This window comes from Achromobacter aegrifaciens (assembly GCF_902859965.1).
Classification (GTDB): domain Bacteria; phylum Pseudomonadota; class Gammaproteobacteria; order Burkholderiales; family Burkholderiaceae_B; genus Achromobacter; species Achromobacter aegrifaciens.
On the sequence record NZ_CADIKO010000001.1, the window covers coordinates 1,307,970 to 1,334,388 of the forward strand.

A 26,419-nucleotide genomic window follows, 5' to 3' on the forward strand; every position below is an offset into this window, starting at 1 on the left:
GCGTTGCCGCCGCGATCGCATCCACACGGCGGCCGTCGGTGTTCTCAACTTCAATGCTCGAGATTGCGCGTCCAGGACGCCAGGCGTTCCTGCAGCACCCGTTGCGTCTCGCTCTGCGATTGCAGCTCTGTCGTGCGCCGATCCAGCGCCTCCAAAATGGGCGTCAGCGCGTCCCTGGCGATCCGGTTGGTCTTCAATTCGTACTCCATCGCCGCATCGTCGAAAGCCCGACGCACGACCGTCATGACCTGTTCGACGAACTTGCGATGCCGCTCCCGCTGCGCGGCTTCCTCCTGGCTCGCCTGATACAACTCCCAGGCACCCTGACCGATGGCCAACAGCGGGCCGACGGCCTTGCCGGCCTTGCCCGCCCATTTGCCCATCGTTTTGGGGCCGATGCCCTTGAACAGGCCAGGGAACCACTCCTTGCCGTATTTCAGCAGCTCTTTGACGCCTGATTCAGTCCATGATTTCGTGTCGACCCCCTTGATGGTGTCGAACCATGCCGAACTCCTGCGGCCAGCAGCTTCCTCCGATTCATCATAAGAAGGCGCGGTAGCCTGCAGTTGTACCTGGTCCAGCTCCGCGTTTCCCTTCGCGACGAACTGGGACAAGAGCTTGGCTGCGTCGCGCACCACGATGTCGGTGCGTTCTAACTCTATCTGCAACTGTCTTGCGAGCCCATTCTGGAGCCGCAGCTGCGATTGGTCCAGGATATCGGTGAGCAGCTGGCTCACTTGCTCGCCATTGCGCAACTCCAGCCGGGCCACGTCGTCCTGGGCCTTACTGACTTCGCGAGCGGCCAGCTCGCGCACGGCCTCCACAAGCGCCCGGTCGAGCCGGGTGCGCTCTTGTTCGACTTTGTGGCGGCATGCCGTCAACGCGAAGTGGGCCTCGTCGCCGGATTGCTGTGCCAGCCGATCGAGCGCTTCGTTGGCCTGTTTGCGGGCGCGTTCGCTGTCCGAGCGCAGGATCTTCTCGGTGGCCGTGCTGAAAAAGCGCCGCAATACTTCTTCGGCCTCCTGAATGCCGGTGCGCGCCAGAAGTGTCGGCTTATCCTCCAGCCGGGCTTTGAGCGCGGTCTGGGACTTGACGTGGATCACATCGATGTCCTGCACGGGATCTTTCATGCCTAGCCTAGCGGCCGCCAACTGCATGTTCTGATAAACCGTTGTGCGTATCCGCACGAACTCGGTTCCATTGAGGTCCAGACCGGCCTTGTCGTTGATGACGATGAGCACCGCCTTCTTGTCGCGGACGAAGCTACACAGGCGATCCCAGGTCGACGCTTCTTCCACGGCGCCTCCCGTAGAGATCACGAAGATGATGGCATTGCAGTCGTTCCGCAGGAAATCGTCCGTGACCGCTTCATGTTCGATCGGCGCATCAATGCCAGGCGAGTCAAAGAGCACATGCCCGCGCCAGTCGTAGGGCTTGACATCCGCGGTCAGCGGAACATCTCCCATGGCTGCCGCTTCACGGCCGAGCAACGCGTTGATGAACGTCGATTTGCCGGCGTTGTAATGTCCGAACACCAGGGTACTGAGCTTCCCCTCACGTGCGTCTTTGGCAAGCTTTTCCGCGGTCAGCGCCACTTGCGCCAGCGCGTCGGCATCGCCCTGGAAGACGGCTTCCAGCGTAGGGCGGATTTCGATAAAGTTCTCGTGCAAACGAATCAGCGGGTTTTCAGTCGTCATGGCGGTGTCATCGATAAAGTAGTTGGGGCGGCGGCCATGGCCGCATCGCCCGTGCAAGAAGTTCAAGCGGCGGGAATCTGCGCGTCGAGTTCGGACAGCAATGCGCGGGTCGTCGCGGCGACCTGGTTCACTTCCTGGTTCAGGTTGGACAGCCATGCTTCCAGTTCCACATAGCAGGCCAGAATCAGGGCAGTGAGCGTATTCTCCGTATCGCGACCGAACTTCTCGCGTATCGTCTTGCGTGCCTGCGCGCCCACTGCCTGCGCGTTATTGCCGATCACCATATCGATGATTTCGGTGTCATCCAGGGTCGAGCCAATCTTGTTGCCCGCCAGCCCGCCGAGGGTTGAGGATATGAATGCCGCACCCAAGGCAACCACCACGCCGCCCGGAACCAGCGTCGCAGCCAATCCGGACAGGATCCCGCCCAACGCAGCGCCGCGCTTGGCATTGACGGTGCTGCGGCGGGGAATTTTCTTGATCACATCTTGGAAGTCGGGAATCAAGTCAATCGCCGAATCCATCGCACGCGTCAGGCGCGTGCCCAGAGATGCAGCATAGGCGGCGGCAATGGCGTCGCGGGCTTCACCCAGCCAGCTCGAGTATGCGCGAGCCAGATCAGTCTTGAACGCGCGGCTGTCATTGGACTTGGCATGCCGCTCGATCAGTTCGTCGACAGCCGGAGCTATCCGCAGCGCTATCTCCTGGATTCGCTGGCGAGCCTCGACCTCGGTTTGGCTCTTCGTCATTGCAATGGACGCGCTCAGGTCGTTCAGGCGGGTCTGTATTGTGGGTAGATGCTCCGCCTCCATGTCATGCAGAAAGGACCGCATGTTCTTCAGCGGGCGGACCAGCTTGTCGCGCACCCCTGCGCCCTGGGCCAGCATGGCCACATCATGGAGCATGCCGCCCATGCCGCTGCGTTTCATGCCAGCCGCGTCGGGATGCTTTTGTGCATAGGCGACCGACACGGAATGCACCTGCGCACGCTGCATGGTTCTGTTCATGACGGCATCCGATTGGCTCGGCTCGCCGTCCGGCAGTTGCCGCAACGAAGCGCGTACGTAGTTGAGTTGCAGATCGCGGTCCGCCGGCGTCTTCATTGCCAGCTCTTTGACCAGTTCGTCGTTTTCGTCGATGTCTTCGATCCACCGATCGCTGCCCGTGATCAGGACTGCCAGATTGTGCTCCTTGCGGCCCAACGCCTGTAATTCAATCAGATCACTGCGCTTGCAGGGCGCGATGGAGCTGGTGAGATACAGGATCATGTCGGCGGCATCTACGTACTTCTGCGCCAATTCGCCGTTCTCGCCATGTTTTGAATGTAGGCCAGGCGAATCCACCCAGGTCAGCCCGGGCAATTGGAAACCCTGGATGGCGCTGGTCGTCTCGGCTTCGCCGACCTTGAAGGCGCCGGATCGGCGGATTGAGTCGTCGCTGACCTTTTCAGTCAGTCCACTGCCTTCCTGTACAAAAAAAGCGGGCGCGCCGGCCTGCCCGGCCTGCAGGGCTGGGGGAGTGGTGCACCCCCGCGCAACGTAGTTGCCGAGCGAGGATTTTCCGGCCTTGACCTTACCGTACACGAAGATCAGCAGCGAATCTCCAAGCCGCTCCTTGAATCGCGCGTGCGTCTCAAGCGCCTTGATCCCCTTGTCCCACGAGTTGAAGACCTGCTTGACCCGCTCAATCGCGTCACGCTGGAGTATCCGCAGAGGATGGTCGGCCTTGAGGCTGTCCGACGGAAACGGATCACCGTTGGCCAACAAGCGGCACTTGTTCAGTCGTGCAAAAAAAACTTCCTCGGTCGTCGAGGCCTTACGCTTGTTTTCATCGAACTTTCCCGCAAGTTCCTGAAACACCTGCAGAAACTCGTCGCGAGTCAGCGTGGCGTGTCCATCATTGAAAGGTGTGGCGGTGTCATACGTCATGGCGTCGTTCATCACAAGGTCTCGGCAAGAGTTCTGAGCGCGTTCCGCTGCTTGCGCATTTGCGCGATGGTCTTGCGTTCTTCCAGGTAGTCCTGCGTGTAAGCCAATTCGGCTGTCAAGGGTTTCAGGGCATCAAATCCCCTCTTCGTGTCCAGGTTTTCGCACAACTCACGCAGGGTTTCGATGGACAAGGCGGCGTCGCCGGCATTGCTGGCCTGGGTCTCACGGGACTGCCCCGTGCGTCCTGTCGGAAATGACCAGCTGCCGGCGGGATTGGCGGCGAGCACAAGTTCTTCCACCGGTTCGGCCGGGGCGGGCTTCGTCCGTCCCGTTACTAGGACGGCGTGCTTGTCCAGCAGAAACGCTACCGCGGTCTCGGTGTCGGCAAGCAGTTGCCGGCTGACCTTGCGGCGGATCTCCTTATTTCGCTGCGCTTGCGCCGCCTTGGCCTGCGCGTCCGCGGAATCGTCACTGGACGACGTACTGCCGTCGTCGCTCAAAGCGTCGTAGATCAGTTTTCCGAGGCCTGCCACGAGGCCACCGGCAAGAAGAAAGGGCAACATGGGGATTTACCTTCTGGGAAGGGCAAGAGCCGCACGAGCGTTGCACGCGCGGCGGATCATGCGAGGGAATCGATGCGTTTGAGACCGGCCTTGATGGTGCCCAGCAGACCGGCCGTGTCCTTTTCCAGCGACCGCAACCGCGACTGCCGCTCCGCCATGGCCGTCTGGATGTCCGAGTCCACGTCCTCGGCAAGCGCAAGGAACTGCTGCGCCAAGGCTTCTTTCTCGGCATCGAGGCGGTCGGCGCGCAGGCGCTGCCACCGGGCCTGCGCTGGCGGGCTGCTGATCAGATCGATCCATTGCTTCAACGCGGGAATACCGCTGCGGGCGACCAATACCGGCTTTGCTTCCTGTGTTCCCTTTATGTAACGGACCACCGATACGGGAAAGACCTGTTCGGGTTCGAATCCCACGGCATCGGCAAATGTCTTGCGGATGGTGGTGTCGTAACGCGACACATCGGCGTCGCTGCCGACGCCGTCGATCTGACTGATCACGAGCGCCAGCCGTGATTCGAGACCGTGCGTGTGTTCTTTCAGCCGTTTCAGGAACTGAAGTTCGCGCTGCTCGAATTCCACTGCGCTCAGGCGGTGGACATAAAGAAAATAATCGCTGCGGAGCACGCCTTGCCAAGCCGCTTCATCATCTTCATCGGCGCCATCCACGCCGGGAGTGTCGACGAACGTAAGTTGGTTGACCTTCCATTCGGCGACCGTGGTGGTAATGCGCACATCACCGGTCTTGAATGCCTCGGCACCGTCCCCGACCTTGTCTACCAGCGTATTGAGCAGAGAACTCTTACCCGCGTTATAAATGCCGCAGGCTGCCACCCTCATGTCCGCTTCGTTCAGCGCGTTCTTGTTTGACTGGTACGCCAAATAGGCATCCGCAATGGCGGGATGATGTCGTAGACAATACGGGACTTCAGGGTTCATGGCGTTCTGCTACTGGGCGTCCAATAAATTGAAATATCTATTTGAATTTATTTGATACATTATCATACATGAGTTGAATGACGCATTTATATCCACATGGAACCGCACCTGATTGGGACATTTGGCGGATGGTAGTGCCATCGCTTCGCACCCGAATCGAGAAACACCGTGAGTTCCTCGCACTTTATTCCGCGTTCAGCAGCTGTTTCAGCCGACTCGAAATCAGTGCGAGCGTGGAAGGTACGACGCATCGCAGTTGCTTTGATTGGCATTTTGGGCAATGCGCCGCAATATCCCGCCCGACGACAAGCGCGTCACTGGCGGGCGCAAATGTCCGTATCCAGTTGCATTGGGTGCATATTTGAGTGAATGGCCGGGGACGGACAGGCATGCTGCGACTCCAGGGTAAGCAGAACGAGATATGGGGAACGCTATCAGTTGGCGCCTGGCTCAGTCATTTTTCCGCAGGCGTCTTCTACCCCATCTCGCCTGACTGCATCGATATATCGGCCCAGGATTGCAGTGCTCAATACACCTGTCACGAACACAATGGCGAATGCGGCCAGGTGTTCCAGGGGCGTGGCGTTGTTGTTGATCATGTGTACTCCGGGATAGGCAAGATCGGCGGCAAGATGACTGCCGCATCCCGGACAGAATAGGAGGGGATCGGGACATTACATGTCCCGATCCCCTACGCATTCATGCGTGCGTCGCATATAGCGCCGAAAGTGCGCGCACTTCGGCGGCCATTTCCTCGCGCAATGCCTCAGGTCCCAAGACTTCTACGTTGGGGCCGAACGACCGCAGCCACCAGCGCAAACGTTTGCTGAGCAAGACCGTGCCCGTGACCCGCAGTTCGGATCCGATGTACTGCACCACTTGATCATCGGATAACGGCGATTCAATCAGATGATTGCCTGCGCCATTGAGAAAGCGCAATTCCACTTCCACCGCGCCCTCAACCATGAAATCGAACTGCCGCTGCTGCTTCACATACTCGGCCAGGCTGAATTCCCGTGGATAGGCGAATATCTCCGGCAACATGCTGGCGCTGACCACCCTGTCAAGCCGGTACATTGCGGGCTTGGCATAGCCCGCAATGGCCGCAACGAGATAGATCACCCCGCCCACCTCGACCAATCCCAACGGGTCGATTATCTTCGTCGTTTCCTGATCCGCTTTGGAGCGAACGCGATAAACCACTTCCAGTTTCTGCTCGAAAAACAGAGCGCGCGACACGGTGGAAAAGGTGTTTGAGTCTATAGCTGGATGCTGCAAGGCAAAAGCGCCGCTTTCTACTTCTACTTTATCCACCCATTTCCGATAGCGGCGTTCGCTGTCGCTGTGAGAAACGCCCAGCCGTTTCTCGGCGGTGTCGAACAGGGAAGACAGCGATTCGGAAACCAGCGACGGAATCTGACGGGATGAAAAGCGCTTCAAGGTCTGAAGCGCCAGCGCCTGTTCATGCGTCATCAGGCCTGCGGCCCTGGCGGGCACGCCGCCAGCGCCGGCGCACCTGCGCCAAACGAGTGCCGTCCCGCGCCTTTCGCATTCCACCAGTTGCTGGTCAAGCAGCTTCTGCAATGTGCGCAGAACCGTCTTGACGACGGGAGGATCGGGATCTGACCTGCACAACGCCCGGTGTATTTCCGGCGTACTCATGAAGTGCCCGCCTTGTTCGGCGTCCTTCAAAACATGAAATATATTGGCAACCAGCGGGGGCATGCAGGGACTCGCTCGCTTCGATTAGGAATTATTACGATGGTTAACTGGAATTTACCAGAGCGAACATAACCCGCGTAGTCAGGCGCCAGTGCAAGGGAATAATCCCTCATGAAGCGGAACCGCTGGGCATCGCGCGCCCCTCCTGCATCCGCAACGCGTGACGACAACCGGAGGCGCAAAATCCCGATAAAAATAATCGGCTGGATTTACTCGAGCACAGGCCACTCAAAACCCAGCAACGCATCCACGCGCATCGCACCATCCAAAGTCATGGGCGCGGCGGTCAAAGGCTGCAATTCATGCAAACCCGCTTCGATGATCGTGCGCTGCAACTCCCGTTCGGGGACGCCGGCAACCGCTAGCGCGGCCGGCTGCATCAGCAATGCGGTCAGCGCCTCACGCAGCACCTCCGAAAATCCGACGGCGGTTTCATCAAAACCAAGAACGGAAAGAAGATTGGCGTCGGCGAACCTGCGCGCGGCGCGCCATGCATGCACGGCCTTGTAGCCTTCCGTACGGTTCCATTCCAGAGCCGACAGCGCTCGCACCAGTGTTTGCACGGCGGACGCCCAAGGCTTGTCCGCCGCCATGACCCAGACGCCCTTGCGAACGGCGGGCAACTGGCTGACCCGGCCGCGGCACAGAGCCAATGCGGCCACGCCCTGCTCACGAGCCTGACGCATGGCCTCGATCGGGCCAAAGGTATTCCATACGGCGCGCCCTTTTCCTGTCAGCGCGGCAAAGTCGACAAGATGCAGCGATAGCGCGCCCTGCGGCGCGTCCGTATCCGCGTGCCAATCAAAGACCGGCATTTCCCGTGCAAGCTGCCGCACAAGCAAGACGATATCCTCCGCAGGCATGCCCCAGCCGTGCAGGGAAACCGCGGGGCGATTGGATGCGGTATGAATTCCACGGATTGCTATCGAGTCCGACACTGCGTCTCCACTTGAATTGGGAATACGCAGTTTGGATCGCGGTCCGGACATTAGCTGTCCCGAAGGCCGCATTGCTTGTATTTATTCTCTTGCCCGCAGGAGTCGTCCGGGATATTGTGAAAAAAAATGCCGCTACTGGAGCGGCATTTTTCTTGAGGCGACCGGGTTTACTCCACCGTCACGCTCTTGGCCAGATTACGCGGCTTGTCCACGTCCGTGCCTCGCGCGCACGCCGTGTGGTACGACAGCAGCTGCAGCGGGATGGTGTGCAGGATGGGCGAAAGCTTGCCGTAGTGCTCGGGCATGCGGATCACGTGCATGCCTTCGGCGCTCTGGATCTTGCTGTCGGCATCGGCGAAGACATACAGCTCGCCGCCGCGCGCGCGCACTTCCTGCATGTTGGACTTCAGCTTTTCCAGCAGTTCGTCCTTGGGCGCGATGGTGACCACGGGCATGTGCTCGGTCACCAGGGCCAGCGGGCCGTGCTTGAGTTCGCCGGCCGGGTAGGCTTCGGCGTGGATGTAGCTGATTTCCTTGAGCTTGAGCGCGCCTTCCAGGGCGATCGGGTAGTGCATGCCGCGGCCCAGGAACAGGGCGTTTTCCTTGGAGGCGAAGCGGTCGGCCCAGGCCATGATCTGGGGCTCCAGGGCCAGCACCGAGCCGATGGCCACGGGCAGGTGGCGCAGCGCCTTCAGGTGTTCGGCTTCCTGCTCTTCGGTCAGGTGGCCGCGTACCTGGGCCAATGCCAGGGTCAGCAGGAACAGCGCGGTGAGCTGGGTGGTGAAGGCCTTGGTGGAAGCCACGCCGATCTCGACGCCGGCACGCGTGATGTACGACAGCTTGCACTCGCGCACCATGGCGCTGGTGGACACGTTGCAGATGGTCAGCGTGTTTTCCATGCCCAGCGAGCGCGCATGCTTGAGCGCGGCCAGGGTGTCGGCGGTTTCGCCGGACTGCGAGATCGTGACCACCAACGAGCGTGGGTTGGGCACGCTGTCGCGATAGCGGTATTCGCTGGCGATTTCCACCGCCACGGGGATCTTGGCGATGGACTCGATCCAGTACTTGGCGGTCAAGCCGGCGTAGTAGCTGGTGCCGCAGGCCAGGATCAGCAGGGAATCGACGTCCTTGAAGATCTTGTAGGCCTGGTCGCCGAAGAGTTCGGGCGTGATGGCTTCGATGTCCTGCAGCGTGTCGCCCACGGCGCGCGGCTGCTCGAAGATTTCCTTCTGCATGTAGTGGCGGTAAGGGCCGAGTTCGGCCGCGCCGGTATGCACGTGCACGGTGTGGACTTCGCGGTCCACGTTCTTGCCGTTGGCGTCCACGATCCAGACGCGCGAGAGCTGCAGGTCGACGACGTCGCCGTCTTCCAGGTAGATGATCTGGTCGGTGGTGCCGGCCAGGGCCAGCGCGTCGGAAGCCAGGAAGTTCTCGTTCTGGCCCACGCCCACGACCAGCGGCGAGCCTTGGCGCGCGCCGACCACGCGGTGCGGCTCGTCGCGGCAGAACACGGCGATGGCGTAGGCGCCATGCAGGCGGCGCACGGCGTTCTGCACGGCTTCGAACAGGTCGCCGGCATACAGGTGGTTGACCAGGTGCGCGATCACTTCGGTATCGGTCTGGCTTTCGAAGACATAGCCCACGGCCTGCAGCTCGGCGCGCAGTTCGTCGTGGTTCTCGATGATGCCGTTGTGGACCAGCGCGATGCGCGGCTCGTCGTTGCCCAGGCGCGAGAAGTGCGGGTGGGCATTGTGCGTGGCCGGCACGCCGTGGGTAGCCCAGCGGGTGTGGGCGATGCCGGTGAAGCCGCTGACCTTGTCCTGCGCAACCTGTTCGGCCAATTCGGCCACGCGTTGCGTGCTGCGCGTGCGGCGCAGATGGCCGTCGGCGTAGACGGCGACGCCGCAGGAGTCGTAGCCGCGGTACTCAAGGCGCTTGAGGCCTTCAACGAGGATCGGGGTGATGTCGCGCTGGGCGACGGCGCCAACAATGCCGCACATAGGAGAGTGCTCCGGTAAGTTCGTGTACCGACGCATTGTGCCCGTCCCCGCAAGAAATTTGATTTCTTTATGCAGTAAAAAATGGAAGTTAATTCCCTTACATGATTGTGATTAAATAATATTTCTTCTAGATCATTTTTTTGAAATTAATCATGCAAAACGCACAGATTTCCCTGCCAGAGCTGGATGATCTGGACCGGCGCATTCTTGAACAGTTACAAGAAGACAGCTCGCTGACCAACCAAGAGCTGGCGCAACGCGTGCATGCCTCGCCTCCGACCTGCCTGCGGCGGGTGCGGCGGCTGGTGGATGAAAGGGTGATAGACAGGCAGGTGGCCATCCTGGCGGCGGAAAAGCTGGGCAGCACGCTGACCGCCATCGTCGAGATCACGCTGGACGTGCAGGCGGCTGAGAGCCTGGACGCGTTCGAGCAAAGCATGCTGGTCGAGTCCGCGGTGCTGCAGTGCTACCGGGTATCGCCCGGGCCGGATTTCGTGGTGATCGCGCAGGTGAAGGACATGCCGGCCTATCACGCGCTGGTGCACCGCGCTTTCACCGCGCAGGCCAACGTGCGCAATGTGCGCACGTTCTTCTCGGTGCATCGCGCCAAGTTCGAGACCCGGATAGACCTGCGGACCTGAGGCAGGTCGGATCAGCGGCGGGCGATCAGGCGCTCGAACTGCGCCAGGTAGCGGTTGCCCATCTTCTGCACGTCGTGCTCGTCTCGCACGTAGGCATAGGCGCGCTCGGTGACTTCCTGGCGGAAGGCCGCGTCGTCCAGGCAGCGCGCCATGCCCTGCGCCATGGCCTGGAAATCACCCACGGCGCACAGCACGCCGCGTCCGTCGGCCAGGCTTTCCTTCAGGCCGCCAGCATCGGTGGACACCACCGGCACGCGTTGCAGGAAAGCATCCAGCACGCTGCTGCCCAGGGCCTCTTCCTCGGAGCTCATGACGAACACGTCGAGGATGCTGTAGAAATCTTCCACGCCCTTGCGAAAGCCGGCGAAGCGATAGACATCCTCGATGCCGAGCTTGCGCGCCTCATCCTTGGCCTGCTGCTCGCGGTCGCCGCCGGCGCCGAAGTGCAGGAACACGAAGTCGCGGCGCGTCTTGGCCAATTCGGCCACGGCGCGCACCAGCGTGACCGGGTCCTTGTCGCGGATCAGCGCGGCCGACGTGGCCATGACCTTCTTGCCGGCCAGATCGAATTCCCGCACCAGCCGGGCGACATTCTCGGTGTCGATCTGGTGCGGCTCGACGGCGCTGCGGATGATGACGGGCTCGATCCCCAGGCGGCGCGGCTCGCCGGCGGCCATCTCGCTGATCGCCACGAACAGGTCGGCGTGGCGCCACTTGAAGCCGGTCTTCCATTCGTCGCCGGGTTTGACCACGAAGGACGTGCGGCGGGAAAACGCCACCGGCCGGCGGTGCAGCCATTTGGTGAGGACCGCCCAGGTGATGGTGTTGGCGGTCTGGGCATGAACTATGTCGTAGCGGCCGGCGCCGGCCAGGAAGGCCAGCTGCCCCGGCACGTTGCGGCAGGTATGGGCCACGAAGCCCTCCTGGCGCGCGCGCTCGGCCAAGGGCGCGCCTTCGCGGCACATCACTTCGACGTCGTGGCCAGCCTTGCGGAATGCGCGCATGCAGTACAGCGTCTGCCGTTCGCCGCCGCGCCAGCCCTTCTCGAAGTTCAGTTGCAGGATCTTCATGCGCGGCCGATGCCCGAGTACTCGAATCCCAGGCCGCGCACGTCCGCGGGCGTGTAGAGATTGCGGCCGTCGATGATGAGCGGAGTCTTGAGCAGGGCTTTGACGCGATCGAAGTCGGGCGCGCGGAAGACCTTCCATTCGGTCGCGATCAGGAGCGCGTCGGCGCCGTCCAGCGCGTCGTACATGTCGGTGGCGAAGCTGATGCCGGGCTTGCCGGCCAGCGCGCGCGCGGCCTCGTGCATGGCGACGGGGTCATAGGCGCGCACCTCGGCGCCGCGGCGCGTCAGTTCGGCGATGACTGTCAGGCTGGGCGCTTCGCGCATGTCATCGGTGTTGGGCTTGAAGGACAGGCCCCACAGCGCGATCTTGCGGCCCTTGAGGTCTTCGCCGAAACGCGCCACCAGTTTTTCGGACAAGCGGAATTTCTGCGCGTGGTTGGCAGCCTCGGCGGCCTCGATGACGCGCATGGGCAAGGCGTTCTCGGCGGCTGTGTTGACCAGCGCCTGCACGTCCTTGGGGAAGCAGGAGCCGCCGTAGCCCGCGCCGGGATACAGGAAGTGATAGCCGATGCGCGGGTCGGCGCCGATGCCGCGGCGCACTTGTTCGATATCCGCGCCCAGGGCTTCAGCCAGGTTCGCCATTTCGTTCATGAAGGAAATGCGCGTGGCCAGCATGGCGTTGGCGGCGTACTTGGTCAGCTCGGCCGAACGCACGTCCATCACCATCAGGCGGTCGTGGGTGCGTTGGAAGGGCTCGTAGATGCGACGCATGACGCCGATGGTGTAGTCGTCGTCCGCGCCGACCACGACCCGGTCCGGGCTCATGAAGTCGTTGATGGCGGCGCCTTCCTTCAGGAACTCGGGGTTGGACGCCACGCTGAAGGGGATGTCCACGCCGCGTGCGGCCAATTCACGCGCCACGACATCGCGCACCTTGTCGGCCGTGCCCACCGGCACGGTGGACTTGTCCACGATGAGCTTGCGCGACGTCATGTGGCGAGCGATGTTCTGGGCGGCGGCCAGCACGTATTTCAGGTCGGCCGAACCGTCCTCGCCGGGCGGGGTGCCGACGGCGATGAACTGCACGTCGCCGAAAGCCACGCTCTGCGCGACGTCGTCGGTGAAATGCAGGCGGCCCGCCTGCACGTTGCGGCGCACCAGGTCTTCGAGGCCCGGCTCATAGATGGGAATGCCGCCCTGGCGCAAGAGGGCGATCTTCGCCGCGTCCACGTCCAGACACATGACGTCGTTGCCCATGTCGGCCAGGCACGCCCCCGACACCAACCCCACGTAACCGGTACCCACGACCGTGATCTTCATGCCTGAACGCCTTCAAAATAGGTAATCGTTGCGCCAGATGACTCAATCCGGCGCCGGCCGTCATTATAGAAGCGGCCGGGGGCCCAAGCCCGCCGGCGCCACAATGGCGGCCTCGCGGGACCGCCCTAGGGCCGCAACTTGCTGAAGCGAACCGTATTGACCACCACCGCCAGCCCGGCGCAGATGGTCCCCAGCACCAGCGCCAGGCCAGGGCCATGGGCCAGGCTGATGCTGAACGCGATCGCGACCAGCGCCGTGCCGAAGCTCTGGCCGAAGACCCGGGTGGTGGCCTGCAGGCCGCCCGCCGCGCCGCTACGCGAACGGGGCGCGGCCGACAGCATGGCGCGGTTGTTGGGCGTCTGGAAGAAGCCGAAGCCCATCCCCGCCACGAACATGCCCGCGATGATGGGCCAGTTCGACACCGTGGCCGGCAGCGCCGCCAGCCACAGCATGCCGACCACCATCGCCGCCGCGCCCATGCCGCTGAGCGTGGCGGCCGAATAGCGGTCGGACAGCCGCCCCGCGAGCGGGGCGATGATGGCGGTGCCCACGGGCCAGGCGCCCATCAGCATGCCCACTTCCAGATACGGCCGCCCCAGCACCTGCTGGAAATAGAACGGCAGGGACACGTAGGACGCCATCTGCGCGGCGAAGGTGCAGGCCGAGGCGCCTACCGCAAAGGCCAGCGGACGGATGCGCAGCAGATCCACCGGCACCAGCGGCGCTGGCTGCTTGCCCACGCGCCGCACCAGAACCAGGCCGATGACCGTGGCGATCGCCACCAGGCCGATACCGCGCAGCAGGTCCATGCCCATCATGTCCACGCCCGAAATGAAGACGCCCAGGGTCAGCATGCACAGCAGCGCGCTGATCCAGTCCAGCTTCACGTTGTTGCGCGGCACTTCCGGCAGATGCCGCAGGCCCAGCATCGTCAGCGCGCAGATCGGCAGGTTGACGGCGAAGATCCAGGGCCAGGGCGCCACCGACAGGATGGCCGAACCGATGGTCGGTCCCAGCACCGACATGATGGCCACGGTGGTGGCGTTGATGCTGATGCCGCGTCCCAACAGCTTCAACGGGTAGATGTTGCGCACCAGTCCGCCGAACATGCACATGAGCGACGCCGCGCCTATGCCCTGGAACACCCGCGCCGCGGTCAGCTGCCACAGCGTGCCGGCCAGGGCGCAGCCCAGCGAGGCCAGGGTGAACAGCATCAGGCCGAAGGTGAACATGCGGCGAAAGCCGATGCGCTCGGCCAGCGCCGACAAGGGCAGCAGCATCATCACCACCGCCAGGTTGTAGGCGTTCACGATCCAGACCGCCTGGGCCGGCGACGCGTTGAGGTCGACGGCGATCGTGGGCAGCGCCACGTTGGCGATGGTGGTGTCCAGGACCGACAGGCTGATGCCTGTCATCACGGTGGCCGCCGCCCAGTAACGGCGCGGCGTCGGCAGGCCGTCGGGCGGCGCGGGCTTGGCGCCGTTGGCCGGCGCCTCTCCGCTCTGCCCCGTCACGATTTCTTGACCGGGCGCTGCCATCCGTCGACGGTGACCTGCTTGGCGCGCGACACCGTCAGTTTCTCGGCCGGCGCGTCGCGGGTCAGGGTGGTGCCTGCGCCCAGCGTGGCGCCGCGGCCGACGCGCACCGGCGCCACCAGTTGCGTGTCCGAGCCGATGAAGGCGTCGTCCTCGATGACGGTGCGGTGCTTGTTCACGCCGTCATAGTTGCAGGTGATGGTGCCCGCGCCCACGTTCACGCGCGCGCCGATGTCGGCGTCGCCGATGTAGGCCAGGTGGTTGGCCTTGCTGTCCTCGCCCAGCACGCTCTTCTTGATCTCGACGAAGTTGCCGACGTGGCTGCGGTCGCCGAGTTCGGCGCCCGGACGCAGACGGGCGTAGGGGCCGACGCGCGCATCGCGGCCGACCTGCGCCTGCTGCAGATGGCTATAGGCCTCGATGTGCGTGCCCGGGCCAACGCTGACGTCGCGCAGCACGCAGTGCGGGCCCACGCGCACGCCGTCGGCCAGCGACACTTGGCCTTCGAACACGCAACCCACGTCGATGAACACGTCGCGTCCGCAGGTGAGCGAGCCGCGCACGTCAAAGCGCGCGGGGTCGGCCAGCGTGACGCCGGCTTCCAGCTGGCGGCGAGCCTGCTCGGCCTGCCAGCGGCGTTCCAGTTCGGCCTGCTGCACGCGGCTGTTCACGCCCAGCGTTTCCCAGGACGCACCGGGCTGGGCCGCGCCCACCGGCACGCCGTCGACCACCGCCAGGCCGACCACGTCGGTCAGGTAGTACTCGCCCTGGGCGTTGTTGTTGTCGATGCGGGACAGCCAGTCCTTCAGCTTCGCGGTCGGCGCGCTGAGGATGCCGGTGTTCACTTCCTTGATCTCGCGCTCGGCGTCCGAGGCGTCCTTGTGTTCAACGATGCGGCACACGTTGCCGCTGGCGTCGCGCACGATGCGGCCGTAGCCGGTGGAATCCGCCAGCACCTCGGTCAGCACGGCGGCGCCAGTGCCGCGCGCGTCCAACAGGCGCTGCAGGGTCTCGGGCTGCACCAGCGGCACGTCGCCGTACAGCACCAGGGTCACGTCGTCCTTGCCATCGCCTTCAAGCAGCAGCGGCACGGCCTGCTGCACGGCGTGGCCGGTGCCTTGCTGCGGCTGCTGCAACACGAAGTGCAGGTCCGCCTGGCCTTCGTAGGCTTGTTTGACGCGGTCCGCACCGTGGCCGACCACAACGATGATGCGCGCCGGTTTCAGTTGGCGCGCGCTGTCCAGCACGTGGCCCAGCATCGGCTTGCCAGCCAGCGTGTGCAGAACTTTGGGGAGATCGGACTGCATGCGTTTACCCAGTCCGGCGGCAAGAATTACTACGTTAAGCATAGGTTCCAGTATGTTGAGTGGCGGTCGAGAGGCCTTGCGGCCGTCTCGCCCGACGATTTAAAGAGAGGACCGACGCTAGTTGGCGTCCGGTCCGGTTTTCTTGGCGGCCTTGCGGGGCGCGGCGGACTTGCGGGCCGCCGGTTTGGACGCCTTGGCTGCGGGCGCGGCCGCGGCCTTGGATTCGCCCGGCTTGGGCTTGGCCGCGGCATCGGCGCCAGGAGCTGCAGGTGCCGCCGGCATGGAAGCCGCAGTGGCAGCGGCGATCTGGTTGAACTGCTGCTGCAGCAGGTCCCACCAGGCCTTGGAAGCGGATTGCGCCGCGGCGCCCATTTGTTCGCTCATGCCCGGCGCGGCGGATTGCTGCTGCCCTGCGGGCTCTTCGCCCTTGGCCTTGCCGCTTTCGGCGGCAGGGCTGGAGGCCGTCGCCTTGGCCGCGGACTTGGGGCCGGGCTTCAAGCCCAGCACGACTTCCAGCGGCGAAGCCGCGCCGCTGTCCTGGAAGGCCCCCATGTCCAGATTGGCGGCGCTGTCCACGAAGGCGCGCAGCGTGCTGATGGTGGAGCGTTGGACCTCCATGCCCTGGATCGTGCTGGACAGCATGGACAGGTTCATGCGCAGCCAGTTTTCCACGGAGCGGAGTTCCGCGATGCGGCGGTCCAGGTCTTCCAGGTTCATCGGGGGAGCCATGGGCAGGCTGCTGGCCAGGCCTCCAGGTCCGGTCAGGCCCGCCCAGGCCTGGCGCATCATTTCCATGCTGGCCAGGAGCGGGTTGCCCGACAGGTCGGAATGCTGGCCCATGCCGGGCAGAACGAACGGGTTCGTGTGTTGGTCGCTCATTCCTGGTCTCCCCTAAGACAGATGTCGCCGGCAGGCGGGATCATCCGCGCAGCAGCTGATTGTTCTCCACGCGCACATGATCGCCCGACGCAAAAGCGAACGGCTGCGCGCTGCGGAATTGGCGCGTGCTGCCGTCATTCATGCGCACCGTGAGTTCATAGTGCGTCACCGTTTGTTGCTGTCTGATATTACGCTCAACTTCACGGCCTGCCAAAGCGCCGCCCACCGCGCCCAGCACGGTCAGGGCCGTCTTGCCGCTGCCGCCGCCGAACTGGTTGCCCACGACGCCGCCGACCACGCCGCCGCCGATGGTGCCGATGAGGTGGTCGCTATTGTCCTTGACGGGTACCTGCACTTGTCGGACCGATTCCACCACGCCGCAGGTGGCGCAGGCTTGCGGCGCTGGCGATTGGGGCGCGGGGCGCTGGGCGGGAGCCGGCGCCTGGGCCTGAGCCTGGGGACGTGGCGCAGCGGACGCCTGCGCCCCTTGCGCGGGCGCGGGCGGCACGGCGGCCTGCGGCGCGGGCGCCAGGTTGGCGTCTTCGGGACCGGCCTCGGCCACGGGTTCGTCGGCATGCGGGTTGGCCGAAGGCGAGGGCAGCCAGCCCATCACGGCGGCCACGCCCACCGTACACATGACGATGACGGCGATCGCCGCGGCAGCGACCAGGGGATGGATGGCGCGGCGCGCAGATTCAATTTTGGCGGATGTATTCATGACGATGCTCCATCGTTACTAACCGGCAGTGGTATAGCACCCAGGCACGGTTTCGGCGTGTTGCGATGGTGACGCTTCTTTGCAGGACGCGGGCCGGTGGACAGCCATTCCCATTCGTGGACAATAGGCGGATGGATCCCATTACCCTGCCCCAGCTCGAACAGGCCATCAACTACTGGCGCAATATTTCGCCGTCGGTGGGCGACGAATCCCGCCTGTGTCCCGAGGCTGCCGCGCTGGCCACCCCTTACGCGCTCATGATCATGGCGCACCGGCGCGAGATCCCTGCCGCAGAACTGAGCGAGCCGGCCCGCGCCGCGCTTGCCGGCTGGGCCGCCGCCGGCAAGTAAGCCAGCACGGCCGCCTGATCAGCCCTTGAGCAGGGCCTTGATATCCTGCGTCAGGGCTTCCACCCCGATGTTGTTGTTGGCCAGCACGCGCGATTCGCCCTTGCCGTCCAGCAGGTAGAACGCGGCCGTGTGGTCCATGGTGTAGCTGCCGTCCTTGGTCGGCGCCTTGGCGTAATAGGCCTTGAAGGATGCGGCGGCCTTCTTTACCTGGTCCGGCGTGCCGGTCAGCCCCAGGAAGCGCGGATCGAAGGCGGTGACGTACTGCTTGAGGACCTCGGGCGTATCGCGCTCGGGATCCACCGAAATCAGCAGCACCTGGACGCGGTCGGCGTCCGGCCCCAGCTTCTTCATGACTTCGGTCAGCTCGGCCAGCGAGGTCGGGCACACGTCCGGACACTGCGTGAAGCCAAAGAACACGACCACCACCTTGCCGGCGAAATCGGACAGCTGGCGCGTCTTGCCGTTGTAATCGACCAGCTCCATGCCGCGACCCAATTGGGTGCCGCTGATGTCGCTGCCCTTGAATACGGGCGCGCTGTCGCCGCAGGCGGCCAGGGCGGCGGTGAAAGCAGCAGCTGCGCCCAGGCGCAGGACCAGCCGGCGGCTGGTGGAAAACACGGACATCGACAACCTCCAGGGGATCAGCGCAGCAGGCCGACCCAGTGGTCCACCAGCAGGGCGCCGAACAGCAGCGCCAGGTAGAGAATGGAAAAACGGAACATGCTGCGCGCCAGCTCGTCGCTGTAGGCGCGATAGAGCCGCCATGCATAGGAAACGAACATGCCGCCCAGCACCAGCGCGGAAACCAGGTAGAGTTCGCCGCTCATGCGGATGGCATAGGGCAACAGCGTGGTGGCGACCAGCGCCACGCTGTACAAGAGGATGTGCAGGCGCGTGAACTGGTTGCCGTGTGTGACCGGCAGCATCGGCAGCCCGGCCTTGGCGTAATCGTGGTTGCGGTAAAGCGCCAGCGCCCAGAAGTGCGGCGGCGTCCAGATGAAGATGATCAGCACCAGGATCCAGGCCTCGGCCGGCACCGAATCCGCCACGGTCGCCCAACCGAGCGCGGGCGGCATGGCGCCCGACAGGCCGCCGATGACGATGTTCTGCGGCGTACGCGGCTTCAGGATGACGGTATAGATGACGGCGTAACCCACGAAGGTGGCGAAGGTCAGCCACATGGTCAGCGGGTTGACCAGGTGATACAGCACGAACATGCCGGCGCCGCCCAGCAGGCCGGACATGCTCAGCACCTGGAAAGCCGAAATCGTGCCGCGCGCCGTGCCGCGGCGCGCGGTACGCAGCATGCGGGCGTCGATTTCCTGTTCGATCAGGCAATTGATGGCGAAAGCGGCCGCGGCCAGCAGCCAGATGCCCAGGGTGCCGAACAGCACGCGGCGCATGTCCGGAATGCCGGGCGCCGCCAGGAACATGCCGATCACGGCACAAAACACCGCCAACTGCGTCACACGCGGCTTGGTGAGGACGAAATACTGGCGGAACAATCCGGGCTGGGGAGCGGCAATACTGGTCATAGTGGGCCCTATTTTAAACGCGCACCGAATTGGGGCCGTAGCCCCCGGCGGGCGCACGTCCAGCTGTGGACAAACGCACCATCAACACCACCGCGGCCAGGGTCAGGCCGGCGGCGCCTCCATTGTGCAGCACCGCGATCAACAGCGGCCACTGGAAAAAGATCGTGGTCAAGCCGGTCAGCAGCTGCGCGCCCAGCAGCGCCAGCATCAGCGTGGCCGGTCCGCGCAGGCCGGGCTCGGCGCGCAGGCGCCAGGCCAGTATGCCCAGGTACAGGAACACCACGAAGGCAAAATTGCGGTGGACCCAGTGGATCGCGGTCAGCGCCGGCTGGGAAATCATCTCGCCCGATGGCAATTCGCCCAAGGCCCGGATGATCGAATAGCCGCCATGGAAATCCATTTCCGGCACCCAGGTTCCGTGGCACATGGGGAAATCCATGCAGGCCAGCGCGGCGTAATTGGTGCTGACCCAACCGCCCAGGGTCACCTGCACCAGCAGCAGCGCAAACCCCCCGGCCACCCAGGGTTTCCAGCGTGCGGCCGCAGCCGCCACGGCCAGGTGCGGACGCTCGCGCGCCGACAGCCAGGTCATCAGCGCCAGCACCGACAGGCCGAACACCAGGTGCGCGGTCACGACGACGGGCATCAGCTTGTGGGTCACGGTCCAGGCGCCGAACGCGCCCTGCACGCAAACCGCAATCAGCGTCACGACGGCCAACTTGGGCGAACGGCCCAGCTGGCCGCGGTAACGCCACGCCATGTAGACGATGCCGATGATCAGCATGCCCAGGATGGTGCCGACATAGCGGTGGATCATTTCGATCCAGGCCTTGGACAAGGTGACCGGGCCGAAAGGCATGGCCTGCGATGCCTCGTGGATGTCGCCCATCGCGCCCAGCGGCGTCACGCTGCCGTAGCAGCCGGGCCAATCGGGGCAACCCAGGCCGGAATCCGTCAACCGCACGAAAGCGCCGAACATGATGAGGTCCAGCGTCAGGAACCAGGTAAAGAAAACAAGCTTGCGATAACGCGCTTTGATGCGTTCGATTTCCATAAACATCCAATCTGCAACGCCGCGCGCGATGCGCGCGACGCATTGAAACCATGCCAGCCCGAGGCTCAGCCTATTCTCGAGCTGTAGACCAGCTTGCTGATGTCCTTGCGCACCTTCACGCCATCGGCCTCGGCAGGGTACTGCATCATCAGGTTGCCCAGCGGGTCGATCACCCAGATCGGCGCCTCCAGCCCGGGCTGGCCCGCCGCAGTATCGCGCGCCAGCAGGAACCGCGCCAATTGGTCTGGATTGGCGCGCACCATGACCGTGCCCTTGTAGGCTTCCAGCACCTTGTCCGGCACGGGCGCATCGTCGGTGATGAACCAGACGCGCGCCAGCCGGTCGACGTTCTTGCCCTGGCTGGCATGGCTGTTGCGCGCGATGAAGAGCTTGCGGGCGCAGCTTTCCGGGCAGGCCCCGCCATCGGCGGCCACCAGCAACCATTTGCCCTTCAGGCTCTGCAGGTCGAAGGGCTGGCCGTCCAGCGTGGTCAGGCGCAACTCCGCGGCCGCGGGCATGGGCCGCTGCGGATTCAGGAGCGCGCCGTAATTGCTGGACTCATCGGGCCACCATTGCGGATTCATGTAGACCACGACCGCCGCGACGATGGGTGCGAGCGAGCACAGGAACACCAGCAGCATCGGCATCAGGGAGCGCTTGCGTGCGGGCTTGGTAGAGGAAAGGTCGCGAGCCACTTTGTATCCTGTCGTCTTGCGGGTTAAGAGTCGGCGTCCCGGTCAGGCGCCCGGCGCGTTCTGCGCGCGCCGCATGCGCCGGATGGCGCCCCCCAGCACCACCAGCCATGCGACGGCGGCAATCGAGGCAAAAGCAAACCACTGTACGGCATAGGACGTGTTCTGCTGAAAGTCCACGGACGGCTGCGGCCAGTCGCGCACCAAGCCATCGTCCGCGTTGCCCGCGGCCTGCGACAGCACCGTGGGCAGCAGGGCCAGGCCGGTGGATTTGGCGTATGCGTCCAGCGGCAGGTTCTGCACCTGCGGCAAGACGCCGCCCGCCACGGGCAGCGAGGCCGGCAAGGCGGACTGCTCCGACCCTCCCAGCGACCAGATCTCGAACAGACGCGGCACGCGAGGCGACAGCTCGCCCATCACCGTCTGCGGCCCTTCGGGCGTGACGGGCAGCGGCGGCTGCGAGGGGCCCTGGCCCTGAACCCCCATGACGCGCGGAATCCAGCCGCGCAGCACCAGCACGGCGCGGCGCGCATCGGCGTCCAGCAGCAGCGGCGTGGCCAGCCAATAGCCGGGCTTGCCGTCATGGTTGCGGTTGTCCAGCAGTACACTGAATTGCGGCAGCCAGACCCCGGTAGCCTGGGCCGAACGCCAGGCAGTCATATCGGCGGGGTCGGTAGCCGGGCTCAAGGGCAGCGGCGCTTGCTTGCGGCCCGCTTCGATAGCGGCCAGAATGGCGCGTCGCTCATCGCCGCGGCGCAATTGCCATTGCCCCAGCGATGCCAGGATGACCACGGCGGCACCCAGCAACAGCAAGGCGGCTACCGTGTATCGGGTTGAATGCGGTCGGGCCATATTTCTACAATAACTACTCTGATTCGTCCGGAGACCACCATGCGCGTTTTCGTCGTCCTGGCCTTTATCGGGATTCTGGCCAGCCTGGCATCGGCCCTGGTCTACCTGATGCGGGACAAGGGAACCACCAGCCGAACGGTCACCGCGCTGACGGTGCGCATCGGATTATCGGTGGCCCTGTTCCTGTTCGTGCTGTTCGCCCATCACATGGGCTGGATCGAAAGCACAGGCCTTAGATAGGCATACGGGCCGCGGGTTCCCGCAAGTGCACGATCGTAGATGAGTAAAACGCGCCAGTTCTCGCACAAGAACTGGCGCGCTTCATTGGTTCCGCGTAACGATCAGAACCAGTACACGAACAGGTACAGGCCCAGCCACACCACGTCCACGAAGTGCCAGTACCAGGCGGCGCCTTCGAAACCGAAGTGATGGTCGGCCGTGAAATGCCCGCGGATCAGGCGGATCAGAATGACCGTCAGCATGGTGGCGCCCAGCAGCACGTGGAAGCCGTGGAAGCCCGTCAGCATGTAGAACAGCGACCCGTAGGCGCCCGAATTGAACTTCAGGTTCAGCTCGGTATAGGCGTGGTGGTATTCGTAAGCCTGACAGGCCACGAAGACGAAGCCCAGGACCACGGTGGCCAGCAGCCAGAAGATGGTCTTGCCGCGATGGTTTTCGCGCAGCGCATGGTGGGCAATGGTCAGCGTGACGCCGGAGCTCAGCAGCAGCGCCGTGTTGATGGTGGGCAGCCAGAACGGACCGACGGTCTGGAAGTGCTCGACCACGCCCGCAGGACCGAAGTTCGGCCACACGGCCTGGAAGTCGGGCCACAGCATCAGGCGGTGGTCCATGTCGCCCAGCCACGGCGTGGTGATGGTGCGCGTGTACCAGAGGGCGCCGAAGAACGCCGCGAAGAACATGACTTCCGAGAAGATGAACCAGCTCATGCCCCAACGGTAGGAACCGTCGATGCGCTTGCTGTTCAGGCCGATCTCGGATTCGTGGATGGCGTCGCCAAACCAGTAGTACAACACCACGATCAAACCGATGAAGCCCGCCAGCAGGGTCCACTTGGCCCAGCTGACGCCGTTGATCCAGGCCGCGGCGCTCAGGCCCATGAACAGCAGCGCCACAGCCGTACGCACGGGATGACCCGAGTCGGCGGGCACGAAGTAATACGGTGCCTCTTTACCTTGAACCGAGTGGCTTGCACTCATGGCTTTCTCCCTGGTACAGATTTATAGAATTAAGTGATTCAAGTCAGGCTGGAAACGGCCCAACGCACAATTAATACCAGCACAGTAACGAAGATAGCCGCTGCCAGCAGCCCCGCCACGATCACATGGACCGGGTTGAGCTTGGCGACGTCTTCCCGATGGCCCGCCCCCTTGCGCACGCCGAAGAACCCCCACGCCACCGCCTTCATCGTCTGAAGGAAACTCAGCTTGCGCTGGGAGGTTTCGCGCAGGTCGTCGCTCATGGCCCGCGCCTAACTGACAGCGACGCCCGACAGCAGGGCCGAGCCGCGCAGCACGGTCCAGGCAAACACGGCAATGACGAATGCCAGCAGGACCAGACCTGCGATCTTGTTGCGGCGGCGCTGCTCGGGTGTCATTGCTGTGCTACCTGAAACATGAAAGGCTGCCTTACTTCACTTCGGGCGGAGTTTCGAACGTATGGAACGGCGCCGGCGACGGCACGGTCCATTCCAGGCCTTCGGCGCCTTCCCACGGCTTGGCCGCGGCGGGTTCGCCCTTGCCCATGTAGCAACGCACCATCGCCCACAGGAAGATCAGCTGCGACAGGCCGAACCAGAATGCGCCGATGGTGGCCATCTGGTGGAACGTCGTGAACTGGCCGGCGTAGTCGGCGTAGCGGCGCGGCATGCCCGCCAGGCCCAGGAAGTGCATCGGGAAGAAAGTGACGTTGAACGAGATCAGCGTCGACCAGAAGTGCAGCTTGCCCAGCTTTTCGCTGTACATGCGGCCCGTCCACTTGGGCACCCAGTAGTAGGCGCCGGCGAAGAGAGCAAACAACGAGCCCGCCACCAGCACGTAGTGGAAGTGCGCGACCACGTAGTAGGTGTCGTGGACCTGGATGTCGATCGGGGCCACCGACAGGATCAGGCCGGTGAAACCGCCCATGGTGAACACGAAGATGAAGCCGATCGAGAACAGCATGGGGGTCTCGAACGTCATGGAGCCGCGCCACATGGTGGCGACCCAGTTGAACACCTTCACCCCGGTCGGGATGGAGATGAGCATGGTGGCGTACATGAAGTAGAGCTGACCCGTGACCGGCATGCCGGTGGTGAACATGTGGTGCGCCCACACGATGAAGGACAGCACGGCGATGGAAGCCGTCGCGTAAACCATCGAGGCGTAGCCGAACAGCTTCTTGCGGGCGAACGCGGGCACGATGGCCGACACGATACCGAACGCCGGCAAGATCATGATGTAGACCTCGGGGTGCCCGAAGAACCAGAACACGTGCTGGTACAGCACCGGGTCGCCGCCGGCGGCCGCGTTGAAAAAGCCCGTGCCGAAATGACGGTCGGTCAGCACCATGGTGATGGCAGCGGCCAGCACCGGCATCACGGCCAGCAGCAGGAAGGCGGTGATCAGCCAGGTCCAGCAGAACAGCGGCATCTTCATCAGCGTCAGGCCGGGCGCGCGCATGTTCAGGATCGTGACGATGATGTTGATCGCGCCCATGATGGACGAGGCGCCCATGATGTGCAGCGCGAAGATCGCCAGGTCCATGCCGGGGCCCATCTGCAGCGACAGCGGCGCGTACAGCGTCCAGCCGGCCGCGGTGGCGCCGCCGGGCACGAAGAACGAGGCGGTCAGCATGATCGCGGCCACCGGCAGCAGCCAGAAGCTGAAGTTGTTCATGCGGGCGAACGCCATGTCGGAGGCGCCGATCTGCATCGGGATCATCCAGTTGGCGAAGCCCACGAAGGCCGGCATGACCGCGCCGAACACCATGACGAGGCCGTGCATGGTGGTGAACTGGTTGAAGAGTTCGGGGCGGAAGAACTGCAGGCCCGGCTCGAAGAGCTCGGTGCGCAGCAGCAGTGCCAGCGTGCCGCCTTCCAGCAGCATGACGAACGAGAAGATGAGATACATCGTCCCGATGTCTTTGTGGTTCGTGGCGAAAAGCCAGCGGCGCCAGCCGGTGGGGATGGCGTGGTGGTGGTCATCGTGACCGTGGCCGTGGCCCGGCGACACGTGGTCTACAGTGACGCTGCTCATGATGGACTCCTTCCTGCTGAGTGCCGGGCCCGATCGACGGGGCCGGCAGGGTATCTCTAACTAAACGGAACCGGTTCTGCGAGGGTGTGCCGAGGCGCGCGCAATCAGCGCGCAGCCTGCACGTCCTTCGGTAGAACCGTCGGGTCCTGCCCCTTGCCTGCATTGCTCCAGGCATGGCGCGTATAGCTGATGACCGCTGCGATTTCGACATCGTTGAGCTGCCCGCCGAATGCCGCCATCGCGGTGCCGGGCTTGCCCTTCAGCACGGTGTTGATCTGTTCGGCCTTCGGGCCCAGAACAACCTTGTCTCCGTCGAGCGGGGGGAAACTGCCCGGGATGCCCTTGCCGTTGGCCTGGTGACAGGCAACGCAATTCGCCGCGAAAACCTTTTCGCCGCGGGCAACCAGTTCGGCTTCCGTCCACTCTTTATTGGGATCGTCGGCGTTTGCCGCCATCTTCTTCTTTTGGTCTTCAACCCACTTGTCGTAGTCGGCCTGCGCCATGACCTCCACGACGATGGGCATGAACGCGTGATCCTTGCCGCACAGTTCCGCGCACTGGCCGCGGTAGATACCGGGCTTGTCGGCGTTGAACCAGGTGTCGCGCAGGAAGCCGGGGATGGCGTCCTGCTTCACGCCGAAGTCCGGAATCATCCACGAGTGGATGACGTCGGCTGCGGTCAGCACGATGCGGACCTTCTTGTTCGCCGGGACGACCAGATGGTTGTCCACTTCCATCAGGTAGAACTCGCCCTTGGGTTCGCGGTTCTCGATCTGAGCGCGCGGGGTCGAGAGCGTGGAGAGGAACTTGATGCCGGTGGCCGAGCCGTCGAGGTACTCGTAGCCCCACTTCCATTGGTAGCCGGTGACCTTCACGGTGAGGTCGGCGCTGGAAGTGTCTTTCATCGCAACCACCGTCTTGGTGGCCGGCAGCGCCATGGCGATGACGATGATGAACGGGATGACGGTCCAGGCGACTTCCACGCCCAGATGTTCATGGAAGGTCGCGGCCTTGTGGCCACGCGATTTGCGGTGCGCCCAGATGGAGTAGAACATCACTCCGAAGACGCCGATGAAGATCACGATACAGATCGTGAGCAGCATCCAATGCAACCACATGATGTCACGAGAAATTGCCGTGACGCCTTCATGCAGGTTGAGCTGATTGACCTTCGGGCCGCCGGGCATGTCTTGCACCTGAGCACCTGCCACGCTGCCAATCAGCATCGCACAAGCCCCCAGTATCCCTCTCCACTTCTTCATGCTTACCTCGAAACACGGCGCGAAGGTCCGTTCGCTAGTGGCGGAAGTCGCCGGAACCGGGCAACGCGCAATTATTAGATGGTAGGGCGTGACGGGGAGATAGAGCGGCCCCTGTCGTTCCCACTCGAAATCACAAAGAAACTGGCGGATTATAGCGGACGCGCAAAC

At 63.7% G+C, this 26,419-nt stretch carries 27 protein-coding genes; 3 read left to right on the forward strand and 24 right to left on the reverse strand.

The window, feature by feature from the left end:
- Positions 1–50 precede the first annotated feature (50 nt).
- The 8 genes from HV793_RS06060 to glmS form a co-directional block, all read right to left on the reverse strand.
- Positions 51–1,697 (reverse strand): dynamin family protein, encoded by a 1,647-nt coding sequence (locus HV793_RS06060; RefSeq protein ID WP_175212833.1) that lies wholly within the window; start codon positions 1,695–1,697, stop codon positions 51–53.
- Between the two features lie 62 nt (positions 1,698–1,759).
- Positions 1,760–3,637, reverse strand: coding sequence for a dynamin family protein (locus HV793_RS06065; protein WP_175212834.1), 1,878 nt, complete (start codon positions 3,635–3,637; stop codon positions 1,760–1,762).
- Positions 3,637–4,188: a hypothetical protein gene (locus tag HV793_RS06070; protein ID WP_175212835.1), complete on the reverse strand. Its 552-nt coding sequence runs from the start codon at positions 4,186–4,188 to the stop codon at positions 3,637–3,639. The genes HV793_RS06065 and HV793_RS06070 overlap by 1 nt, the downstream gene beginning before the upstream one ends.
- A 56-nt stretch (positions 4,189–4,244) precedes the next feature.
- A complete protein-coding gene (locus HV793_RS06075) occupies positions 4,245–5,123 on the reverse strand; it encodes a GTPase (RefSeq protein ID WP_175212836.1) in 879 nt (292 codons plus the stop codon).
- A gap of 434 nt (positions 5,124–5,557) precedes the next feature.
- The gene (locus HV793_RS06080; protein WP_175180361.1) at positions 5,558–5,722 is read right to left on the reverse strand and encodes a hypothetical protein; all 165 of its coding nucleotides are present in this window, start codon (positions 5,720–5,722) and stop codon (positions 5,558–5,560) included.
- 100 nt (positions 5,723–5,822) lie between these two features.
- Positions 5,823–6,848: a helix-turn-helix transcriptional regulator gene (locus tag HV793_RS06085; protein ID WP_175212837.1), complete on the reverse strand. Its 1,026-nt coding sequence runs from the start codon at positions 6,846–6,848 to the stop codon at positions 5,823–5,825.
- 206 nt (positions 6,849–7,054) lie between these two features.
- Positions 7,055–7,783, reverse strand: coding sequence for a hypothetical protein (locus HV793_RS06090; protein WP_175212838.1), 729 nt, complete (start codon positions 7,781–7,783; stop codon positions 7,055–7,057).
- Between the two features lie 167 nt (positions 7,784–7,950).
- Positions 7,951–9,783, reverse strand: coding sequence for a glutamine--fructose-6-phosphate transaminase (isomerizing) (gene glmS / locus HV793_RS06095; RefSeq protein ID WP_054455423.1), 1,833 nt, complete (start codon positions 9,781–9,783; stop codon positions 7,951–7,953).
- Positions 9,784–9,935: 152 nt separating this feature from the next.
- Here glmS and HV793_RS06100 point away from each other — a divergent pair, with 152 nt between their 5' ends.
- Positions 9,936–10,424 (forward strand): Lrp/AsnC family transcriptional regulator, encoded by a 489-nt coding sequence (locus tag HV793_RS06100; protein WP_175212839.1) that lies wholly within the window; start codon positions 9,936–9,938, stop codon positions 10,422–10,424.
- 11 nt (positions 10,425–10,435) lie between these two features.
- Here HV793_RS06100 and HV793_RS06105 read toward each other — a convergent pair whose 3' ends face one another.
- The 6 genes from HV793_RS06105 to HV793_RS06130 form a co-directional block, all read right to left on the reverse strand.
- Positions 10,436–11,494 (reverse strand): glycosyltransferase family 4 protein, encoded by a 1,059-nt coding sequence (locus HV793_RS06105; RefSeq protein ID WP_175212840.1) that lies wholly within the window; start codon positions 11,492–11,494, stop codon positions 10,436–10,438.
- Positions 11,491–12,813: a UDP-glucose dehydrogenase family protein gene (locus HV793_RS06110; RefSeq protein ID WP_054455429.1), complete on the reverse strand. Its 1,323-nt coding sequence runs from the start codon at positions 12,811–12,813 to the stop codon at positions 11,491–11,493. Before HV793_RS06110 ends, HV793_RS06105 begins: the two co-directional genes overlap by 4 nt.
- 125 nt (positions 12,814–12,938) lie before the next feature.
- A complete protein-coding gene (locus tag HV793_RS06115; RefSeq protein ID WP_119449872.1) occupies positions 12,939–14,351 on the reverse strand; it encodes an MFS transporter in 1,413 nt (470 codons plus the stop codon).
- On the reverse strand, positions 14,324–15,697 hold the full coding sequence (gene glmU, locus HV793_RS06120; protein ID WP_054455432.1) for a bifunctional UDP-N-acetylglucosamine diphosphorylase/glucosamine-1-phosphate N-acetyltransferase GlmU: 1,374 nt from the start codon (positions 15,695–15,697) through the stop codon (positions 14,324–14,326). Before glmU ends, HV793_RS06115 begins: the two co-directional genes overlap by 28 nt.
- Before the next feature lie 75 nt (positions 15,698–15,772).
- Complete coding sequence (locus tag HV793_RS06125; protein WP_175212841.1) at positions 15,773–16,534, reverse strand: PhaM family polyhydroxyalkanoate granule multifunctional regulatory protein; 762 nt, start codon at positions 16,532–16,534, stop codon at positions 15,773–15,775.
- 40 nt (positions 16,535–16,574) lie between these two features.
- Positions 16,575–17,252, reverse strand: a complete 678-nt coding sequence (locus HV793_RS06130) for a glycine zipper 2TM domain-containing protein (RefSeq protein ID WP_119449870.1) — start codon at positions 17,250–17,252, stop codon at positions 16,575–16,577.
- A gap of 131 nt (positions 17,253–17,383) precedes the next feature.
- Here HV793_RS06130 and HV793_RS06135 point away from each other — a divergent pair, with 131 nt between their 5' ends.
- Positions 17,384–17,602, forward strand: a complete 219-nt coding sequence (locus tag HV793_RS06135) for a DUF3717 domain-containing protein (protein WP_054455439.1) — start codon at positions 17,384–17,386, stop codon at positions 17,600–17,602.
- 18 nt (positions 17,603–17,620) lie between these two features.
- Here HV793_RS06135 and HV793_RS06140 read toward each other — a convergent pair whose 3' ends face one another.
- From HV793_RS06140 to HV793_RS06160, 5 genes are all read right to left on the reverse strand, one after another.
- Positions 17,621–18,226 carry an SCO family protein gene (locus tag HV793_RS06140; protein WP_119449869.1) on the reverse strand — a complete coding sequence of 202 codons (606 nt, stop codon included), beginning with the start codon at positions 18,224–18,226 and terminating at the stop codon, positions 17,621–17,623.
- 17 nt (positions 18,227–18,243) lie between these two features.
- Complete coding sequence (gene cyoE, locus HV793_RS06145) at positions 18,244–19,137, reverse strand: heme o synthase (protein ID WP_054455442.1); 894 nt, start codon at positions 19,135–19,137, stop codon at positions 18,244–18,246.
- Positions 19,138–19,150: 13 nt separating this feature from the next.
- On the reverse strand, positions 19,151–20,185 hold the full coding sequence (locus HV793_RS06150; RefSeq protein ID WP_175213158.1) for a COX15/CtaA family protein: 1,035 nt from the start codon (positions 20,183–20,185) through the stop codon (positions 19,151–19,153).
- 71 nt (positions 20,186–20,256) lie between these two features.
- Positions 20,257–20,838 carry an SCO family protein gene (locus tag HV793_RS06155; RefSeq protein ID WP_054455444.1) on the reverse strand — a complete coding sequence of 194 codons (582 nt, stop codon included), beginning with the start codon at positions 20,836–20,838 and terminating at the stop codon, positions 20,257–20,259.
- Positions 20,839–20,928: 90 nt separating this feature from the next.
- The gene (locus HV793_RS06160; protein WP_175212842.1) at positions 20,929–21,735 is read right to left on the reverse strand and encodes an SURF1 family protein; all 807 of its coding nucleotides are present in this window, start codon (positions 21,733–21,735) and stop codon (positions 20,929–20,931) included.
- Between the two features lie 39 nt (positions 21,736–21,774).
- On the opposite strand from HV793_RS06160, the gene HV793_RS06165 reads away from it, so the two are divergent.
- Complete coding sequence (locus tag HV793_RS06165) at positions 21,775–21,975, forward strand: twin transmembrane helix small protein (RefSeq protein ID WP_175212843.1); 201 nt, start codon at positions 21,775–21,777, stop codon at positions 21,973–21,975.
- A 101-nt stretch (positions 21,976–22,076) separates the two neighbouring features.
- On the opposite strand, the gene HV793_RS06170 is transcribed toward HV793_RS06165, so the two are convergent.
- From HV793_RS06170 to coxB, 5 genes are all read right to left on the reverse strand, one after another.
- Positions 22,077–22,952, reverse strand: coding sequence for a cytochrome c oxidase subunit 3 (locus HV793_RS06170; protein ID WP_042795688.1), 876 nt, complete (start codon positions 22,950–22,952; stop codon positions 22,077–22,079).
- Between the two features lie 38 nt (positions 22,953–22,990).
- Positions 22,991–23,215, reverse strand: coding sequence for a DUF2970 domain-containing protein (locus HV793_RS06175; RefSeq protein WP_013390978.1), 225 nt, complete (start codon positions 23,213–23,215; stop codon positions 22,991–22,993).
- A 9-nt stretch (positions 23,216–23,224) separates the two neighbouring features.
- On the reverse strand, positions 23,225–23,350 hold the full coding sequence (locus tag HV793_RS31040) for a cytochrome oxidase small assembly protein (RefSeq protein WP_013390977.1): 126 nt from the start codon (positions 23,348–23,350) through the stop codon (positions 23,225–23,227).
- Positions 23,351–23,381: 31 nt separating this feature from the next.
- Positions 23,382–24,989, reverse strand: coding sequence for a cytochrome c oxidase subunit I (gene ctaD / locus HV793_RS06180; protein WP_054455447.1), 1,608 nt, complete (start codon positions 24,987–24,989; stop codon positions 23,382–23,384).
- Between the two features lie 104 nt (positions 24,990–25,093).
- Positions 25,094–26,251 (reverse strand): cytochrome c oxidase subunit II, encoded by a 1,158-nt coding sequence (coxB, locus tag HV793_RS06185; protein WP_054455449.1) that lies wholly within the window; start codon positions 26,249–26,251, stop codon positions 25,094–25,096.
- Between the last annotated feature and the right edge of the window lie 168 nt (positions 26,252–26,419).

Bases quoted from the DNA above. Each gene is read 5' to 3' on its own strand.
- HV793_RS06060 (WP_175212833.1), bottom strand. From the start codon at position 1,697: ATGACGACTGAAAACCCGCTGATTCGTTTGCACGAGAACTTTATCGAA.
- HV793_RS06065 (WP_175212834.1), bottom strand. From the start codon at position 3,637: ATGAACGACGCCATGACGTATGACACCGCCACACCTTTCAATGATGGA.
- HV793_RS06070 (WP_175212835.1), bottom strand. From the start codon at position 4,188: ATGTTGCCCTTTCTTCTTGCCGGTGGCCTCGTGGCAGGCCTCGGAAAA.
- HV793_RS06075 (WP_175212836.1), bottom strand. From the start codon at position 5,123: ATGAACCCTGAAGTCCCGTATTGTCTACGACATCATCCCGCCATTGCG.
- HV793_RS06080 (WP_175180361.1), bottom strand. From the start codon at position 5,722: ATGATCAACAACAACGCCACGCCCCTGGAACACCTGGCCGCATTCGCC.
- HV793_RS06085 (WP_175212837.1), bottom strand. From the start codon at position 6,848: ATGCCCCCGCTGGTTGCCAATATATTTCATGTTTTGAAGGACGCCGAA.
- glmS (WP_054455423.1), bottom strand. From the start codon at position 9,783: ATGTGCGGCATTGTTGGCGCCGTCGCCCAGCGCGACATCACCCCGATC.
- HV793_RS06100 (WP_175212839.1), top strand. From the start codon at position 9,936: ATGCAAAACGCACAGATTTCCCTGCCAGAGCTGGATGATCTGGACCGG.
- HV793_RS06105 (WP_175212840.1), bottom strand. From the start codon at position 11,494: ATGAAGATCCTGCAACTGAACTTCGAGAAGGGCTGGCGCGGCGGCGAA.
- HV793_RS06110 (WP_054455429.1), bottom strand. From the start codon at position 12,813: ATGAAGATCACGGTCGTGGGTACCGGTTACGTGGGGTTGGTGTCGGGG.
- HV793_RS06115 (WP_119449872.1), bottom strand. From the start codon at position 14,351: ATGGCAGCGCCCGGTCAAGAAATCGTGACGGGGCAGAGCGGAGAGGCG.
- glmU (WP_054455432.1), bottom strand. From the start codon at position 15,697: ATGCTTAACGTAGTAATTCTTGCCGCCGGACTGGGTAAACGCATGCAG.
- HV793_RS06125 (WP_175212841.1), bottom strand. From the start codon at position 16,534: ATGAGCGACCAACACACGAACCCGTTCGTTCTGCCCGGCATGGGCCAG.
- HV793_RS06130 (WP_119449870.1), bottom strand. From the start codon at position 17,252: ATGAATACATCCGCCAAAATTGAATCTGCGCGCCGCGCCATCCATCCC.
- HV793_RS06135 (WP_054455439.1), top strand. From the start codon at position 17,384: ATGGATCCCATTACCCTGCCCCAGCTCGAACAGGCCATCAACTACTGG.
- HV793_RS06140 (WP_119449869.1), bottom strand. From the start codon at position 18,226: ATGTCCGTGTTTTCCACCAGCCGCCGGCTGGTCCTGCGCCTGGGCGCA.
- cyoE (WP_054455442.1), bottom strand. From the start codon at position 19,137: ATGACCAGTATTGCCGCTCCCCAGCCCGGATTGTTCCGCCAGTATTTC.
- HV793_RS06155 (WP_054455444.1), bottom strand. From the start codon at position 20,838: ATGCCGATGCTGCTGGTGTTCCTGTGCTCGCTCGCACCCATCGTCGCG.
- HV793_RS06160 (WP_175212842.1), bottom strand. From the start codon at position 21,735: ATGGCCCGACCGCATTCAACCCGATACACGGTAGCCGCCTTGCTGTTG.
- HV793_RS06165 (WP_175212843.1), top strand. From the start codon at position 21,775: ATGCGCGTTTTCGTCGTCCTGGCCTTTATCGGGATTCTGGCCAGCCTG.
- HV793_RS06170 (WP_042795688.1), bottom strand. From the start codon at position 22,952: ATGAGTGCAAGCCACTCGGTTCAAGGTAAAGAGGCACCGTATTACTTC.
- HV793_RS06175 (WP_013390978.1), bottom strand. From the start codon at position 23,215: ATGAGCGACGACCTGCGCGAAACCTCCCAGCGCAAGCTGAGTTTCCTT.
- HV793_RS31040 (WP_013390977.1), bottom strand. From the start codon at position 23,350: ATGACACCCGAGCAGCGCCGCCGCAACAAGATCGCAGGTCTGGTCCTG.
- ctaD (WP_054455447.1), bottom strand. From the start codon at position 24,989: ATGAGCAGCGTCACTGTAGACCACGTGTCGCCGGGCCACGGCCACGGT.
- coxB (WP_054455449.1), bottom strand. From the start codon at position 26,251: ATGAAGAAGTGGAGAGGGATACTGGGGGCTTGTGCGATGCTGATTGGC.